At 72.5% G+C, this 16767-nt stretch carries 13 protein-coding genes; 7 read left to right on the top strand and 6 right to left on the bottom strand.

The window, feature by feature from the left end:
- Positions 1–98 precede the first annotated feature (98 nt).
- Positions 99–929: an MHYT domain-containing protein gene (locus tag ABD236_RS14080; protein ID WP_344073948.1), complete on the bottom strand. Its 831-nt coding sequence runs from the start codon at positions 927–929 to the stop codon at positions 99–101.
- A gap of 181 nt (positions 930–1110) precedes the next feature.
- On the opposite strand from ABD236_RS14080, the gene ABD236_RS14085 reads away from it, so the two are divergent.
- Positions 1111–1710: a class I SAM-dependent methyltransferase gene (locus ABD236_RS14085; protein WP_344073949.1), complete on the top strand. Its 600-nt coding sequence runs from the start codon at positions 1111–1113 to the stop codon at positions 1708–1710.
- 180 nt (positions 1711–1890) lie between these two features.
- On the opposite strand, the gene ABD236_RS14090 is transcribed toward ABD236_RS14085, so the two are convergent.
- Positions 1891–2847, bottom strand: a complete 957-nt coding sequence (locus ABD236_RS14090; protein WP_344073950.1) for an alpha/beta fold hydrolase — start codon at positions 2845–2847, stop codon at positions 1891–1893.
- Between the two features lie 195 nt (positions 2848–3042).
- On the opposite strand from ABD236_RS14090, the gene ABD236_RS14095 reads away from it, so the two are divergent.
- From ABD236_RS14095 to ABD236_RS14105, 3 genes are all read left to right on the top strand, one after another.
- Positions 3043–3621 carry a PadR family transcriptional regulator gene (locus ABD236_RS14095; RefSeq protein ID WP_344073951.1) on the top strand — a complete coding sequence of 193 codons (579 nt, stop codon included), beginning with the start codon at positions 3043–3045 and terminating at the stop codon, positions 3619–3621.
- Positions 3622–3884: 263 nt separating this feature from the next.
- Positions 3885–4145: a hypothetical protein gene (locus tag ABD236_RS14100; RefSeq protein ID WP_344073952.1), complete on the top strand. Its 261-nt coding sequence runs from the start codon at positions 3885–3887 to the stop codon at positions 4143–4145.
- Positions 4146–4380: 235 nt separating this feature from the next.
- The gene (locus tag ABD236_RS14105) at positions 4381–5463 is read left to right on the top strand and encodes a hypothetical protein (RefSeq protein ID WP_344073953.1); all 1083 of its coding nucleotides are present in this window, start codon (positions 4381–4383) and stop codon (positions 5461–5463) included.
- 92 nt (positions 5464–5555) lie between these two features.
- On the opposite strand, the gene ABD236_RS14110 is transcribed toward ABD236_RS14105, so the two are convergent.
- On the bottom strand, positions 5556–9302 hold the full coding sequence (locus tag ABD236_RS14110; protein WP_344073954.1) for a hypothetical protein: 3747 nt from the start codon (positions 9300–9302) through the stop codon (positions 5556–5558).
- A gap of 163 nt (positions 9303–9465) precedes the next feature.
- Between ABD236_RS14110 and ABD236_RS14115 the strand changes: the two genes are divergently transcribed.
- Positions 9466–9993, top strand: coding sequence for an SAM-dependent methyltransferase (locus ABD236_RS14115; protein ID WP_344073955.1), 528 nt, complete (start codon positions 9466–9468; stop codon positions 9991–9993).
- 210 nt (positions 9994–10203) lie between these two features.
- On the opposite strand, the gene ABD236_RS14120 is transcribed toward ABD236_RS14115, so the two are convergent.
- Both ABD236_RS14120 and ABD236_RS14125 read right to left on the bottom strand, forming a co-directional pair.
- A complete protein-coding gene (locus ABD236_RS14120) occupies positions 10204–10383 on the bottom strand; it encodes a hypothetical protein (protein ID WP_344073957.1) in 180 nt (59 codons plus the stop codon).
- Between the two features lie 226 nt (positions 10384–10609).
- Positions 10610–11680 carry a fatty acid desaturase family protein gene (locus ABD236_RS14125; RefSeq protein WP_344073958.1) on the bottom strand — a complete coding sequence of 357 codons (1071 nt, stop codon included), beginning with the start codon at positions 11678–11680 and terminating at the stop codon, positions 10610–10612.
- 275 nt (positions 11681–11955) lie between these two features.
- Here ABD236_RS14125 and ABD236_RS14130 point away from each other — a divergent pair, with 275 nt between their 5' ends.
- Together ABD236_RS14130 and ABD236_RS14135 are read left to right on the top strand one after the other, a co-directional pair.
- Positions 11956–14862: a DEAD/DEAH box helicase gene (locus tag ABD236_RS14130; protein ID WP_425543877.1), complete on the top strand. Its 2907-nt coding sequence runs from the start codon at positions 11956–11958 to the stop codon at positions 14860–14862.
- The gene (locus tag ABD236_RS14135; RefSeq protein WP_425543865.1) at positions 14859–16145 is read left to right on the top strand and encodes an SWIM zinc finger family protein; all 1287 of its coding nucleotides are present in this window, start codon (positions 14859–14861) and stop codon (positions 16143–16145) included. Before ABD236_RS14130 ends, ABD236_RS14135 begins: the two co-directional genes overlap by 4 nt.
- Before the next feature lie 34 nt (positions 16146–16179).
- Here ABD236_RS14135 and ABD236_RS14140 read toward each other — a convergent pair whose 3' ends face one another.
- Positions 16180–16575 carry a hypothetical protein gene (locus ABD236_RS14140; RefSeq protein ID WP_344073959.1) on the bottom strand — a complete coding sequence of 132 codons (396 nt, stop codon included), beginning with the start codon at positions 16573–16575 and terminating at the stop codon, positions 16180–16182.
- Between the last annotated feature and the right edge of the window lie 192 nt (positions 16576–16767).

Here is a 16767-nt window from a genome sequence, read left to right on the forward strand (position 1 = left end):
CTTGGAACGACTGTTCTGCGAGCGGAACTTCGGGCCATCAGCCGTCGTTGTGCAGGGTGGACGGCGAGGGGTGAACGAGGTCAGAGACGCGTATGCGGTCAAGGGGCGATCGCGTCGCGAGGGGATGCCGGGGATGCCAGGGATGTCAGGGACGACGCCTCGGTGTCCGCAGCGTTCGCGATTTCGGCAGAGCGATAGGCACTGCGATCACCAGCGGCGGGAGAGAGCGCGACGAAAGCTGAGGTGATGAAGAGATAGGAGCCGAGACCGACAGCGAGGGGGAAGATGAACTGCATCGCGGTCGCCCCGGGCAGCTCGGCACCGGACGGGGTGACGTGGACGCTGACGGCGATCATGCCGGTGTAATGCATGCTGCTGACGGCAGCGCCCATGACCAGGGCTGCGACGGCGACAGCGACGGGCGACTTGATGTTCAGTGCCGCCCACAGGGCGGCGGTGGCCGCGACGACGGCGATGAGCACGGAGAGAGCTACGAGCGCGGGATCGTAGTGGATCTCGCCGTGCAGCCGCAGGGCCGCCATGCCGAGGTAGTGCATGCTGGCGACGCCTAGGCCGGTGGTGAGGCCGCCCAGCAGGAGGGCCCGGGTGCGGTCCTTGCCGTAGCCGACGGCGAAGACTCCTGCGCCCACGACGATCATCGCGACGAGCAGACTGAGGAGGGTGAGTGGCACGTTGTAGTGGATGTCCGTGCCGGTGACGGCGAAGCCGAGCATAGCCACGAAGTGCATGGTCCAGATGCCGGTGCCGATCGCGGATGCTGCCGTGACAAGCCAGTTGCGGCGGGAGCGGCCGGTCGTCGACAGCGCCCTGACGGTGCAGCGGAGCCCGAGGGCGGCGCCTATACAAGCCATCACGTACGACAGCACGGGTGTCAGCCAGCCGAAGGCGGCGTGGTCCAGGTGTCCCATGGCCCCGGGACGGTAGTCCGGCCAGGGGCGCACGACAGGGGCGCAGTTCGAAAGCTGTTGAAAATTGACACAACGAGACTCGTGAACGACCGTGCCGCGTTCGAACGTGCGCGCCGAGGACTCATTTCAGCCATTCGAGTCAGCGGTGGACCGTTCGAGCCTGTGAGGGATCATTGGGCATATGGCCGATGACCACATGCACGTGCAGGAATTCTTCGGTGCCCGGGCGGCGGACTGGGACAGCCGCTTTCCGGACGACGGACCGGCGTACGCGGCGGCGGTCGCGGAGCTGGGGCTGCGCCCCGGCGCGGCGGTGCTCGACGCGGGGTGCGGGACTGGACGGGCGCTGCCTCCGCTTCGGGACGCGGTGGGCAGGGACGGCACGGTGCTCGGCCTCGACCTCACACCGGAGATGCTGGAGGCGGCGGTACGGGCCGGGCGAGGCCGGGCCGGGGCGCTGGCACTCGGTGATGTGGCACGGCTGCCGCTGCGCAACGCCATGCTGGACGCGGTGTTCGGGGCGGGCTTGATCTCGCATCTGCCGGAACCGGAGGCGAACCTGCGGGAGTTGGCGCGCGTGGTGCGCCCAGAGGGGAAGCTGGCGCTCTTCCACCCCATCGGACGCGCGGCCCTGGCCGCCCGCCAGGGGCGACAGATCACACCGGACGACCTCCGGGCGGAGCCTCAGCTGCGGCCGCTGCTCGCAGGGGCAGGCTGGCGGATGGTGTCGTACGTGGACGAGGACGAGCGCTTTTTGGCGGTGGCGGTACGGGAGGGGTGACTGGGGGGATGGGGGCGGGGGGGGAGGGGCCCCGGTTTATCGCTCAGGCTCGCCCCGCCCCGCTCGCCCCGCCTCGGCTTGCCTCACCCCGTCTCCCCCCTTTCACCCGCTGGCTTTTCCGCCCGCCATCCGCCACCCGCCGCCCATCCACCCGCCCACATCAGTCCCGATGTCAGCAAGTCAGCCCGCCAACGTGGCCCGGCTGCTGCCTGCCACCGCGTTGATGAAGGCCTCGGGGTTGTCGAACATGATGTTGTGGCCGGCGTTCGGGACGACCTCGATGCGGACACCCGAGGCAGCCAGTTCCTCGCGGCCGGGGAGGTCGTTGTCGCGATCGCCGACGAGGTAGGTGCGGTCGATCGGTAGGTCCATCAGGAGGTGGCGCATGGTGGGCTGGGTGCCGTGTATCAGGCCGACGGCAGTGCGGTGGAGCGCGAGCGGGTCGGCGAGCCTCATCGTCGCCGCCCACAGCGGGCCGACACGGTCGAGGACGGCCGCGAAACCGCCACCGTGGACAAAGTCATCTTCGGAGTAGGAGGCTATGCCGCTGCTGCCGGCCTTCGGGGCGGGGTTGGGGTCGAGGTTGGCCTCCGTGAGCACCAGCCGGGACACCAGGTCGGGGCGGTGCGAGGCGAGCACGATCGCTACGGCGCCGCCCATGCTGTGTCCGGCGATGTCGGCTCCGGTGACACCCGCCGCGTCCAGGGCGGCGGCGAGGGCGTCCGCGAGCTCCTCCAGGCGGTAGCCGAAGTCGGCCGGGCGATCGCTGATGCCATGGCCGGGCAGGTCGACGAAGAGTTGTCGGCGCGTGGCGAGGCGGGGGTCGGCGGCGACGTGGGCGTGGTAGACGGTCGAGGCCGAGCCGAGCCCGTGGACGTACACGAGTGGCGGCTGGCGCGTGTCCCCGCAGCGTTCGTCGCGGCCTGCCTCCGACTGACCGACGCCGACGTCCGGTCGGGCGCCATGCAGCTCCTCGCCGCCCCGCTCGTTGCCGCCCGACGTGCTGCCTTGCCGGTCCTTCCCGCCCCGCGCATCGGCGTTCAGAGCGCCGCCGTTCCGCCGGGATGCGTCGGGTATGCCCTTCGATTCGGTCCAGCGGATCTGACTGCCCTGCTTGTCGAACGCCGTCTGGTGCATGGTTCGGTCCCCCGTTCTGCTGGTGCCTCATAGGCGGTCCTGACAGTGGTCCCGTCAGGAAGTGCTGTGCGGAAGTGCCTCGCTGTTGAAGTGCTTCGCGGAAGCGCCTCTCTCAGGCGCTCCGGGCGATGACTATACATCGATGACGATGTACTGCGGCACGGATGTACTGCGGCCATGAGGCAGAATGCGGGCATGCTTGAGCTCGCGATCCTGGGATTTCTGTACGAAGCGCCGCTGCACGGCTATGAGCTGCGCAAACGGATTACCGCGCTGACCGGGCACGTACGCCCGGTCGCCGAGAGCACGCTCTATCCGGCGATCAAACGGCTGGAGAAGGCGGGGCTGCTCGCGCGGGAGATGCAGCCCGGGGCGGCGGCGGCGCCCCGCCATATGCTCACGCTCACCACCGAAGGCAGGGCGGAGCTGGTCCGGCGGCTCGCGGAGCCCGAGCAGGTGGAGATCACGGACGAGAACCGGTGGTTCACGCTGCTGGCCTTCCTGCGCCACCTGCCCGAGGCGGACCGGCAGGCCGAGGTGCTGCGGCGTCGGCTGCGCTTCCTCGATGAGCCCGCGAGCTTCTTCTACGACGGGGAACGGCCGCTCAGGGCGGAGGAGTTGGACGACCCCTTCCGGCAGGGGATCCTCACCATCGCGCGGGCCACGAGTGCGGCGGAGTTGAAGTGGCTGCGAACTACGCTCCGGTCGCTGGAATCGCCCGGGACGGGCAGCAGGGACGTGACCGGCGCGACCGACCTCACGGCGGAGGCCTAGGGGCCCCTGACGGACGACCGGGGGGAACGGGAGCTTCAGGGCGGGCCGCGCGACCGGCGCAGCGGGGGCGTACGGGTTGGCCCGCGCGTAAGCCGTTCACGGCACTCGTCGGCAGTTCACAGCGGGGTTCGGATCGGCTGTTCGCGTCAATCGACCCGTTCCGACCCCTATCTGTCACCGGGCCGCCAACTCTAGCTTGAGAAAGGCACTTTGGTGTCTACCTGGTGAGCGTACCTGCGGGGAAGGCGGTCCGGATGTTTCGTATGTTCGGCAGATTCCGGAAGCCGGAGCGGCCGGAGCCCGCGCGGCAGCACAACATCTTCGAGGCGGCCGCCACGTACGTCGCCGCGTGCGCGGACGACGATCAGGAGGCGCTGGAAGAGGCGGGGGGATGGGTGTCGCCGGAGGCGATGTCCTTCGGGGTGCGGGAGCTCGCGTGCCGGGCGCTCATCGCACTGGCGCGGGAGCGCGACGAGTCCCCGCAGACCGTGGCGCGTTCGCTGATGGGGCTGCCTGTCGCCTGACCGCACGCCGACCGGCTCGTGGCAGGGCCGTGGCATGCGATCTGGGCTGATTCCACGCGATCTCGCCCCATCCCCTCCGATGTCACCCGATCTCTCCGTGCGGCGGCTCTGGCCTCCGTCCCGGCCCGTCATCACGCCTCGGTTCCGTCCGCGCTCTTCGAGGCCGCAAACCCTCGACGATCGGGTTACCCACTGGTTATGGTGCGCCGACGAGCGATCCGAAGGGGAGGGTTCCGTGACCGGGACGGACGAGGCGGCGGCTGCCACAGCCGCAGCCGACGCGGCCGATGACGACGCGCTGTATGTGCTCACGGCGGTGTTGCTCACGCCCGCGCAGTTCCCCAGCGTGCTCGGTGACGACTTCCCGGAGGCGTGCGCGGCTCTCGGCCTGGAGCCGTACCCGGGCGGCTATGGCCTGGTGCTCGGCCAGGACGGCGACGGCGCCCGTTGGACCGTGGTGGTCGATGACGTGTCGCTGGTGGCGGTGGCGATCGCGTCGTGGGACTGCGGGATGGAGTACGACCTGTCGCCCGATGAGCGTACGGTCGTGGCCGCGCTGCCCGGCTGGCCGCTGGAGCTCGCCGTGGCCGCGCCCGGAGTGGCGCCGCCGCACGACCCCGAGCCGGAGCCGGAGGAGGACGGCAGCGTGCGTCCGCCGCTCTCGCCGCCCGACACCAGCGTGTGGGGCTCGGCGCAACGGCGCCTCGGCGCGGATCAGATCGCCCTCCAGTGGGCGATGTGGCGAGGTCAGATAGCTGACGGGGACGACGAGGACGACGAGGAATCCAGCGCGGGAGCGGACGGCCGCGCCCCTGGCGAGAACTCCGCGTCGGCGTCGGCCCCCGCAGTACCGATCGCCCCGTCGGACGGCGCTCCGGCCGACTCCCTAGAGCCCGTACCCGAATCGGAAGCACCGCGAGCTACGGGCCCGGCGGGCGTCGAGCCGAAGGCTTCGACGACACCGCAGGAGACCGCTGTGGACTCCCCCGGCGCCGACTCCGAAAGCCCCAAAGGCCCCGCCGAGGCGGAATCCCAGGCCGCCGACGATCTCAACGCGCGCGTGGAGCGAGTCCTCGACGAGGTACGCCAGTACCTCGACTCCCCTCCCCCGCTCGGGCGTGTCCGGTCCAGCTTCGCGCCCGGCGGGGCGCGTATGTTGCGGGCCGACGGCCCTGGGTGGTCGATCGTGGCCAGGACCGACGACATCGCGTTCGTGCTGCTGGACGACGAACCGGGGGAAGTCGTTCCGGTGGGGCGCGGGCCCAAGTTGCCCGAGCTCCTGGAGGCCTTGGACGCGATGGCCGTACGGCCGTCCTGAGCCACGCGCGCGGAGTCGTCGCGTCAGCGCTCACGACGACCCCGCGCCCGGCTCGGTCCTGCCCCCTCACCCCGGCTCGGTCCTGCTCCCCCTCACCCACTCCCGACTGACTCGGTCAGCAGCGCCGCCATCGCCGTATCAGGGTCGGCGTGCCGGCGGAGCGCGGACAGTTCGGTGCGCCAGGGCGCGCTCCAACCCGTACGCGCCCCCGCTGTCTGTACGAGCGCCACCGCCAGCAGTCCGGCTGTCGGCGTGCCGCGTTCGCGCAGCATGCGGGCTGTGCGGAGTGTGGTCTTGGGGTGGCGTACGGGGGTGGATCCGAGGCTGAACGAGTTCAGCTCGGGCAGTCGGCCCGGGTGGTCGTCGAGCAGGCGTAGCGCCTTCACCCAACGCTCGGGGGTCGCGTCGCCGCGCCGGAGTGCGGCCCATGCCGCGTCCAGCGCGAGGCGCGCGGCCTCGCGCAGCAGCCCGGCATCCTCCAGGGCCGTCGCCATCGCGTCCGCACGGCGCACCTGCACGGGTGAGCCGTAGCCGGAACTCACCGCGTTCGCGCACCCGGCGAGCCGTCGCAGGGCTTCCTGCCTCACGTCCTCCGTGCTCGAACTCGACTTCACCGTGTCGACGAGGTGGTTGAGCACGTAGCTCAGGGCATCACTCGACCGCCGCCCCGCGGAGACCTCACCCGCCTCAGCCGCCCCGCTCGTGTCATCCGCCTCAGCCGTCGAAGCGATCCCCACTACCGCAGCGATCGCCGCGTGCCACACCCGCCGCGGCCGCCCCTGGGCAATCGCCGCCTCCCCCAGCGCGCGGGCCGCGTCCCGCATGGCGGGGCTGTTCCCCGCGACCCGCCCGGCCAGGGTGGCGCATGCCGCGGCGGCGGTGTCGTCGTCGCTCTCGCGGACCAGGCGCGCGAGGAAGGTGATGTACGCGGCGGACGACACGGACCGTGTGATGACCGCGTCTCGGATCGCCGGTTCACGCGCGCCCTCCAGCAGCCGGCGGGCGATGTCGTCGCGATCCGCGAGGCGCAGCAGGAACGGAGCGATGGCCGCTCGTACGTCGCGGTGCTGATGCGGTTCGTCCCACGCCGCGAGCAGCGCCGCGCCCGCGTCCTCCCCGCCCAGAACCCCGAGAGTGCGAGCTGCCTCCTTCCGGGAACCAACTGGTGTTGCTGGGGAGTTGAGTAGGGGAGTGAGCAGCTCTATGACGTCGCCGTCGGGTTCCTCGGCCAGCAGACGGCGTACGGAGGCGACGGCCGCGCGGCCGCGCACGCCGCCCGTCCCGGCGTGGCGCAGCAGCGTGGCCAGGAGTTCCGGTGTGGCCGGGCCGCTTTCGCCGAGGGCGGTGAGGGCGGCTGCCGCGATCGGTTGGGGTGCGTGTTCAGTGAGGGGGTGCAGATGGGCGGGTGAGCGAAGGTGGGACGCCGCGTCGGCGCGGACGCGCATCGGAGCCCGGTTGTCGGTGGTGGCCGCCGCCAGCGTCTCGTACCACTCCTGGCGATCCTTCGGCCGCCAGCGTCCGATGGCTCCGGTTCTCGGCCGGAGTACCCAGGTGCCGCCTCGGGGCCGCACCCTGCCGCGCAGCCCCCGTACGTCGCCACGCGCACCCGCTGCCGCGAGGACGGGTGCGAGCAGGTCCGTACGGCGTTCGGTGATCGTCCTAAGCACCTCGGGGACGGCGGCGAACGACGGGTCCTCCGCTACCAGTTGGGCACAGCGCTCCTCCCTGACATGGGCCGGAGCGATCCAGACGGCGGCCGCGTGGGCTGCGGCCTCGGGGTCCTCCACCGTGAGCGCGGTGCGGCGCATCAGGGCGTCGGCGTCCGGGAGCTCGGTGAGGTGTGACGCGAGCAGTCCGGCGAGGGCGATGCGCAGAGCAGGGTCTTCGGAGCCCGGCTCAGATGGCTCGGATGGCTCCAACGGCTCCGATGGCTTCACCCAGTCATCCGAGGCGGCCGGCTGCTCCGAGACTGACCCGTCGCCCCAGCCTGCCCCCTCCCCCGAGCCTTGCCACGCACCCGACCCAAGCCGGCCACCCGACTCGGACGGGCTCGGCGGTTCGCCCGCCCCAGCCCGCTCGCCCGACGGCGCCCCCGACCCCGACCTCGATCCCGACCGATCGCCCGACCACAACCCCGACGCCAGCCCCGCACCCACACCCACACCCAAGCCGGACCGATCAACCTCGCCAGCCCCCAACGACCCCGCCGCCCAGATATGCCGTGCCATATCCACGCCCACCCGCAGTGGACGACCCGGGCCCCGGTGGCGCGGGTCCGTGACCACCTGGCACAGGAGCAGGGCGGCGGTTGCCGCACGCGCCCGGTCGCCGCGTGCGGCGGCGCTCTCTGTCGTGCGGCGCAGCAGGGACGCGGCGGCGGCGAGGGTTTCGGCCGTGGAGTCGCGGGATTGGACAGCTGTCAGTGTGGTGTCCCGGAGGACCCGTTCGGGCAGGGCGGCGAGCAGCCGTGGTGCGGTTCCCGCCAGTTGGCGCAGTGCGTAGCGTCGTACCTCTTCCTGGTCGTGCCATGCCCGTTCGCAGCTCAGCACGATACGGGCGAACTCGTCGGGATCTCCGTGGAGTTCGGCGCAGGCGAGCAACGCGGGCCAGGCGAAGACGCGTTGGTGGATCCGATGCTGGGAGGCCTGTTCGCGCAGGATCGGTTCGGCGGCGGCCAGTGGCAGACTGACGGCCACGGCGATCAGATGGACCGGGCGCCGCTTCCAGCGTTCCAGCCGGGCGTCGCTGAACTCGGCGCGGTCGGCGGGTTCGAGCGCGGCGAGGGCGGCCAGCGGGACCCGCCGCCCTGTGTCGTCGCCTGCCCGTTCGGCGACGAGCCGCCGCCGTACGGCCGGGGGCAGCAGGGCGAGCAGGGGGTCGGCGGCCACCTTCTGTCGTCCCGGCGCCCGCAGATGGCCGTCCACCGCACGGCAACGGGTGGCCAGTTCGGCGAGGTCGTGCTCGGACAGGGTGCGGAGTGCTGCCACGGCCGCCGGGGGCAAGGGGCCTGCCGGTATGGCCAGTTCGAAGGGTACGGACACCTCGCCGCACTGGACAGGCGCCAGGGAGCGGAGGCTGCGCAGGACGTCGAGGAGTTCGGCGGGGCGCCGTAGGAGTGCGACGGCCGCTTGTTCCCCGATGAGCCGTGGCGCGTGGCGCAGGAGCGACAGGCCGGCTGCCGGGTCGCGTTCCGCGACGACGCCGGCGAGGGCCCTTCTGCCTTGCGCATAGCGGTACGCTTGGGAGCCGGTGGCCCGTTCGCCGTACTCCTTGGTCAGGAGGGCGGCCACGGCGGCGGGCGCGGTGCGGGCGAGAGTGGACAGCACCCCCGGTGGAGCGTCCGTCCGGGGCAGCCAGCGGCCGACCGTCCCCGGTGAGCAGGCGATGAGCAGGCGTGCGGCCTCCTGGGCGCCGTGGCGTTCGTACACCTCGGGCAGGAGCCGGTCGGCGAGTCCGTGGCGTCGGCTGAGCCGCAGTACTCGGTATGCGGAGTGGCGTACCGCGCGAATGTCGCTCAGCACGAGGGCGGCGAGCGGTTCTTCCGGTACCGGCAGCCTGATGGCGGCGGCCAGGGCTCGGCGGCGGAGCAGGGGATCGCCGAGCGCGGCGGCGACGGTGTCGAGGTCGCGGCGGGCGACGGCGAGGAAGAGTCCGGTGTGCCGTTCGTCCTGGTCACCGGCGTCCAGCGCGCGGTGCAGGGTGGCGTAGGCGTCCGGGGCGAGCGTGCGCGCGTAACGCGCGAGGGCGGGCATCCGGGCCGGGAACGGCAGGGAGTCGAAGTGGGTGCTGATCCACTCGGGGGTCAGCGGCTGGGGCGGTGTGGAAGGGGAATGGGCCATCAGCGATCACCGTGGGATCGTGAGGCCTCCTTTCGGATCATCATGCGTACGATCCTGACAGTCTTTCGATCAGTGGGCAATGCGATTTCGAGGGAGGAGCTGGAAGCAAGGATCGCAAAGCGAGTAGCGAGTAGCGAGTTACGGGAGGGTTGGAGGAGTGGACATGGCGGAAGCTGAAGCCGACGCGCGCGGCGACGACGTGGTGTGCCGGGCCGTGGGGCGCGTGGTCGGTGGGCGGGCCGAGGTGGTCGACGACCACTGGGGCGGTGAGTCAGCGGTGATCCGGCTCGACGCCGAACGGTTCGGCCCCGAGGCGTTGTTCGGTCTGGCGGACTTCTCCCATCTGGAGGTCGTGTACCACTTCGACCGGGTGGCGCCCGAGAAGATCGAGTCGGGTGCGCGGCGTCCGCGCGGCAACCCCGACTGGCCGCTGGTCGGGATCTTCGCGCAGCGCGGCAAGAACCGGCCGAACCGGCTCGGTGTCTCGCGCTGTCGTCTGGTGCGGGTGGACGGACTGGATGTGCACGTCGTCGGCTTGGACGCGGTGGACGGCACTCCGGTGCTGGACCTCAAGCCGTACATGGAGGAGTTCGGCCCGCGCGGCGAGACGGTCCAGCCGCAATGGTCGACGGAGCTGATGCGGGACTACTACGCGGGTGAGCCGGGGTCCGGGAGCGGTCCCGACAGCTGAGGGACTGGGCGGCCAGGAAAGACCGGGCCCTCCCAGCGGGCACCGGGACCGGCCGCGCCCCTCGACTCGTACACCGGAAGGTGGCATCGCGACGGACTCGACCGCAGCGCCGCATCCATGGCCCAGGCCAGCCGACCCCCGGCCCCAGCCCCCCGGCCCCGGCCCCGGCCTCGGCCAGAGCTCAGCCCCTCCCCCGTCGCTCGCCGAGGGTCAGCGCAGCTCCCTGCGGCCGATGTGCCGCAGCCTGCGCCGCTGGCTGCGGTCCAGCATCAGATAACCGATGACGGGCAGCCCTATCAGCACCAGCAGCGCCGGCAGGAATCCGATCAGCGGGATCAGGATGAGTCCCACCACCACTCCACCAGCGGCGATCATCACGCGCTTCGACATGTCCGTCGCCTCCTTCGCGGCCGCTGCCGCCGCCGCTCTCTGTCCAGGGAACGCATGGCCGCGCCCTCCGGTTCCCGGCGCCGCTCCCGCTCCGCGCGGCACGCCGACCGTCTGCATCCACTATGCGGCAGATGCGCCGTGCTTCTCGGCAGGTGCGCCGTGCTTCTCGGCAGATGCGCCGTGCCTCTCGGCAGATGCGCCGTGCCTCTCGGCAGGTGCGCCGCGTCTATCCGGTGGCGCCGCCCCGCCTCAGCGGTGCTCCGACGGCGTGCATGTGCCGCAGGGCCTGCCGGTAGGAGTCGAGCAGTGCGGTCTCGGCGTACGGGATGCCGACGGTTCGGCAGTGCGCGCGGACCAGCGGTTGTACGAGCCGCAGGTGGGGCCGGGGCATGTTCGGGAAGAGGTGGTGTTCGATCTGGTAGTTCAGCCCGCCGAGGAACCAGTCGGTGAGCAGTCCGCCGCGCACGTTGCGCGAGGTCAGGACCTGGCGGCGCAGATGGCCCCAGCCGTCGTCGTCGGCGTCGGGCATCTCCATGCCCTTGTGGTTGGGGGCGAACGTCATGCCCAGGTGGAGTCCGAAGAGGGCGTGGTGCAGCAGCGCGAACACCAGCGCCCTGCCCGGTGAGAGCACGCTGAGCAGGAGGCCCGCGTAGGCGGCGAGGTGCAGCAGGAGGAGCGTGGCCTCCACGGCCCGTTCGCGCCGGGGCTGCCTGCGCAGGTCCTGGAATCCGTACACCTTCAGGGCGATGCCTTCGAGAAGCAGCATCGGGAGGAACAGCCGGGCCTGGTTGCGGGTGAGCCAGCGGGCGAAGCCCTCGCGGCGCTCGGCCTGCTTCTCGGTCCATACGAGCGCGCCGACGCCGACGTCCGGGTCCTTGTCGACGTGGTTGGGGTTGGCGTGGTGACGGTTGTGCTTGTCGTTCCACCAGGCGTAGCTCATGCCGAGCAGCAGGTTGCTGTGGAGCAGGCCGAGGGCCCGGCCCGCACGGCGGCCACGGGTTATCTGGGCGTGGCCGGCGTCGTGGCCGAAGAACGCGGTCCGGGCCCAGAGGCCCGCGAGCGGCACGGCGTACAGGAGGGTCCACCAGGTGTCGCCGGTGAGGACGATCGCCGTCACGGTCGCGGCGAGGGCGAGGAGGTTGACGGCGATGCCGCGCGCGTACCAGCCGGTGCGCCGCTCCAGGAGGCCCTGTCCTTTCACCGTCTTGAGGAGGGGAGCGAATTCGCTGCCCCGTCCTGCGGGGCGCGGTGGCGCGAGCGCGGTGGTGCTCTCGGCGTTCGCAAGGGCCTGGGGCATGGTCGGTCTCCGGTCGCTGGTCCGCCGCAGTCACCTGCGCTGACCTCATAGAACGTATGAATCCGGGGGCCTTTGCCGCCATGACGCCACCACCCGGGCCGGGCGGGGGCCTGTCCCGGGGGCGTGGTGGTGCTGATGCCACCCCGGCCCGGCGGGGTGGCATCAGGGCGTCTCGCAAGTGACCCGGATCACGGCGCGTATCCGTCCGCCGGGGCCTTGCCCGGTGTACCCTCGGCGATTCCAGAGCCGCAGTAGTCAAGTTTGAGGAATGTGTCATCGCCGCACACAGGCTTCCCGCGCCCACACCCTCCGAGATCGACGAACTCGCCCGCTGCCACGTCACCTTCCTGCCCGCCGACCCCGCCCGCCTCGGCCGTATCGCCTTCTGGCACACCGACGACGCCGCCCCGCAGGCCTTCGCGGGCCGCCTCGACGAGGCGGTCGAGGAGCTGACGGTGGTGGGGGCCGACCTCGAGCCGTACGAGGTCCGTGCGGTGCTGCTGCCCGTACGCGACGCGCTGCCCGTCCTCACCCGCGCCCGGCCCCGTCCCGACGCCTCGCGGGCCGCCGCCTTCTGGGGTACGGCCGCGCTGCGCGCGCTGCAACTCGCCGCGCGCGGCCTGCTGTTACCGGGCCTCACCGCGACCGACCACGACGCGTGGCGGATCGGCCCGCTGGGCGCCGACGAGCTGGAGCGCGTACGGGAGCTGGCGGCCTCGATGCCGCCGCAGGCGCACGCCGTGCCGCTGGAGGCCGGTGGCGAACCGTTGCTGCTGCCCGAACCCGAGGTGCTGCTGCGGCAGTTCCTCGACGCGGTCGCGGACGGGCTGCCGCGTACGCCCGCCGCCGCGCTGGCGACCGGCTCCCCCGCGTTCGCCACCGACGAGCCCCGACGGCTGCCCGAACAGCGCGCCTGGGCCACGGAGGTGGCCGCCGGGCACGACGCGGGCGTGCGCGTCTCGCTCCGCGTCGTGCCCGGCCTGGAGTCGGCGGACCCGGACGCGCCGGGACCGGCCTTCCGGGCCGTGGTCCAGCTGCACAGCGTGAGCGACCCCGCGCTGGTGGCGGACGCGGCCGAGGTCTGGGGCGAGTCCGGTGCCACCGCCGGCGCCTTCGGTCCACGCGCACGTATGGACGCGCTGCTGGCGCTGCGTCGCGCCACGCGCGCGTGGGCGCCGCTCGCGCCGCTGCTGTCGGCGGCCGTGCCGGACGCGATCGAGCTGGCCGACGAGGAGGTGGGCGAGCTGCTGGGCGGCGCGGCCCGTACGCTCGCCGCGATCGGCGTCCAGGTGCACTGGCCCAAGGACCTCGCCCGGAAGTTCACCACGCGCGCGGTGATCGGGCCCGTGGCGGACACCGGCGAGGGCGGCCCGTCGCGGGCGCGGCCCGACGCCATGCGGTCCGCCGCTCCCTCCACGCTCTCCGCCGACGCGCTGCTCGCCTTCGAGTGGTGGTTCGCGCTCGGCGACACCCAGCTCACGCGCGCGGAGCTGGACCAACTGGCCGAGGCCAGCCGCCCGGTGGTGCGGCTGCGCGACCAGTGGGTGCTGATCGACCCCGAGGAGGTCCGCCGCGCCCGCGCGGTCCAGGACCGCAAGGTGACCCCCGTGGACGCGCTGGGCGCCGTCCTGACCGGCTCCACGGAGGTCGACGGACGGCGGGTCGAGGTCGAGGCGGCGGGCTGGCTCGCGGGGCTGCGCGACCGCCTCGCCGACCCCGAGGGCGCGCACCTGCGCCCCGTGGAGCAGCCCGCTGCGCTCAGCGCCCAGTTGCGCGACTACCAGCTGCGCGGTCTGAACTGGCTGGCCGACATGACCTCGCTCGGCCTCGGCGGCTGTCTCGCCGACGACATGGGCCTGGGCAAGACGATCACCCTCATCGCCCTGCACCTGCACCGCCAGAGCGCCCCGGCGACCGCCGGCCCCACGCTGGTGGTCTGTCCGACGTCCCTGATGGGCAACTGGCAGCGGGAGATCGAGAAGTTCGCGCCGGGCACGCCCGTACGCCGCTTCCACGGCTCCGCGCGGCGCCTGGAGGACCTCGCGGACGGGGAGTTCGTCCTCACCACGTACGGGACGATGCGGCTCGACGCCGCGCGGCTGGGCGAGACGGCGTGGGGCATGGTCGTCGCGGACGAGGCCCAGCACATCAAGAACCCTTACTCGGCGACCGCCCGCCAGTTGCGCACCATCGGTGCCCGCGCGCGCGTGGCGCTCACCGGCACGCCGGTAGAGAACAACCTCTCCGAGCTGTGGGCGATCCTCGACTGGACGACGCCGGGGCTGCTCGGCCGTCTGGGCACGTTTCGGGCCAAGTACGCCCAGGCCGTCGAGGGCGGCACGGACCCGGCGGCGGCCGAGCGGCTCTCGCGCCTGGTCAGACCGTTTCTGCTGCGGCGCCGCAAGTCCGACCCGGGCATCGCGCCCGAGCTGCCGCCGAAGACGGAGACCGACCGGGCCGTCTCGCTCACCAAGGAGCAGACGGGGCTGTACGAGGCGGTCGTGCGCGAGACGCTGGCGGAGATCGCGGGCGCCGACGGCTTCGAGCGGCGCGGTCTCGTGGTGAAGCTGCTCACCGCGCTGAAGCAGATCTGCAACCACCCGGCGCAGTACCTCAAGGAGGAGCAGCCGCGTATCGCGGACCGCTCCGGGAAGCTGGAACTGCTCGACGAGCTCCTCGACACCATCCTCGCCGAGGACGGTTCGGTGCTGGTCTTCACCCAGTACGTGCAGATGGCACGGCTCATCGAGCAGCACCTGGCCGCGCGCGGGGTGGCCACGCAGTTCCTGCACGGCGGTACGCCCGTGGAGCGGCGCGAGCGGATGGTGCGGCGCTTCCAGGACGGTGAGGTGCCGGTGTTCCTGCTGTCGTTGAAGGCGGCGGGCACCGGTCTGAACCTCACCCGGGCGGGCCATGTCGTGCACTACGACCGCTGGTGGAACCCGGCCGTCGAGGCGCAGGCCACCGACCGCGCGTACCGCATCGGCCAGACGCAGCCGGTGCAGGTCCACCGGCTGATCGCGGAGGGGACGATCGAGGACCGCATCGCCGAGATGCTGACCCGCAAGCGGGAGCTGGCGGACGCGGTCCTGGGGACGGACGAGTCGGCACAGGCCGCGCTCACCGAACTGTCCGACGCCGAGCTGGCGGATCTGGTGGCACTGCGAGGGAGCGGGCGATGAGCGGGTACGGGGATCCTTCGGAGGAGCGGATGTACGGGGAGGAAGGCGCCGGCGCGTCGGAGGAGCGCACGTTCGCGGCGCTCGCGCCCGCGCACGGGCGTGGTTTCGCGAGCACCTGGTGGGGCCTGGCGTGGCTCAAGGCCCTCGAGGACACGGCGCTGGACGGTAAGCAGCTCAAGGCGGGCCGCCGCTACGCGCGCGAGGGCGCGGTCGGGGCGGTGTCGGTGCGGCCCGGGCGGATCACCGCGGTGGTCCGCGACCGGGACGGTACGACGCACCGCAGCGATGTGCTGTGGCAGCGGCTCTCCGAGGACGACTGGGACGGTTTCCTCGCCATGGCGGCGGAGCGGGCCGGGCACATCGCCGCGCTCCTCGACCGCGATATGCCGCCGCATCTGGTGGAGGACGCGGCGACGGCCGGGGTGGAACTCCTGCCGGGCATAGGCGACCTGGAGCCCGAGTGCACCTGTGGCGCCTGGGACCACTGCTGGCACACGGCGGCGCTCTGCTACCAGATGGCGCGGCTCCTCGACCAGGACCCGTTCGTCCTGCTGCTCATGCGGGGCCGGGGCGAGCGGAGGCTGCTGGCGGAGCTGGAGGAGCGGAGCGCGACGCCCCGCTCAACAGAACCGGAGGCTCCGCAAGGGGTACCGGCCGCTGAGGTCTTCGCGGCAGGTGACATCGTGCCGCCGTTGCCCGGCGCGCCCGAGGTACCGGCCGAGGCGGGGGCGCCGCCGCACCTCGACACGGAGACGGCCCCCGGGCCCGGCGTCGATCCCGCCGCGCTGGAGTTCCTTGCCGCGGACGCTGCACGGCGGGCCCGGGAGCTGCTCGCGGAGGCGCTGGCGCCGGGCCATGAACTCCAGCCGCCGTCCGCCGAACTGACAGCGGCTCAGGACGCCGTGCGCCTCGCGGCGGACTGCGAGGACAGGGGGATCACCGCCCGTCTCGCGGCCGGTTCCGGGCGGCGGCCCGCCGAGCTGGACCTCGCCGTACAGGCATGGCGGTACGGGGGCGCCGCCTCCCTCTCCGTACTGGAGGAGGAGTGGACCCCCGGCCCGGAGGCACTGGCGCGCGCCCGGGACGCGCTCGCACGGGCCTGGCAGGACGAGGACCGGCCGGTCCTGCGCACGTCGGGTGCGAACCGCTGGACGGTCGTCGCAGGCGGCGCACAGCTGCGGCTCGGCCGGGACGGCCGGTGGTGGCCGTACCGCAAGGAGCGCGGGGCCTGGGTCCCGGCGGGGCCCGCCGACGCGGATCCGGGGGCGGTGCTGGAGCGGTAGGGCTACGTCCTCGTCACCTCTACGTCCGTCGCCCCTACGCCCTCGGCGGCACCCTCGGGCCAGGTGCCGCCACGGCGCGGATCTCGTAGACCGGCAGTTCGTCGGCGGGCCCGTTAGCCGCGGAGGGGAGTATCCCGCCGGGGATCTCGGTCGGCAGATCGGGCAGCTCCGGCAGATCGCTGGGGAAGCCGCTCGGCAGCTCCGTGGGGAATTTCGAGGGCACGCCGGACGGCAGGCTCGTGGGGAGTTCGGAGGGCAGCTCCGTCGGGATGCCGCTCGGCAGGCTGAGCGACGGCGTCGGCGTCGGTGTCGGCCCGCTCGTCGGGGTCTTCGTCGGCTTGTCGTCGGCCGCGTCGCCGCTGCCGTTCACCACCAGCACGATGGCGAGAACGGCCGCGGCGGCCACCACGATGGCCAGCAGTATGAACACTCCCTTGCGACCGCCCCCGATCGGCGCTTCGGGGGGCGGCGGGGTCGGGGGCTGCCAGTCGGGAGGACCGAAGCCCCCGCCCGGCGAGGACGGCGGCCCGGGTGGACGCGGAGGAAGGGGCGGCGTGGCCATAGCCTCCAGAGTCGGACCGAAACGGTTCATCTCACGGCCTCTGGCCGGAATTTACGCCAA

The organism is Streptomyces crystallinus, assembly GCF_039521265.1.
Classification (GTDB): Bacteria; Actinomycetota; Actinomycetes; order Streptomycetales; family Streptomycetaceae; genus Streptomyces; species Streptomyces crystallinus.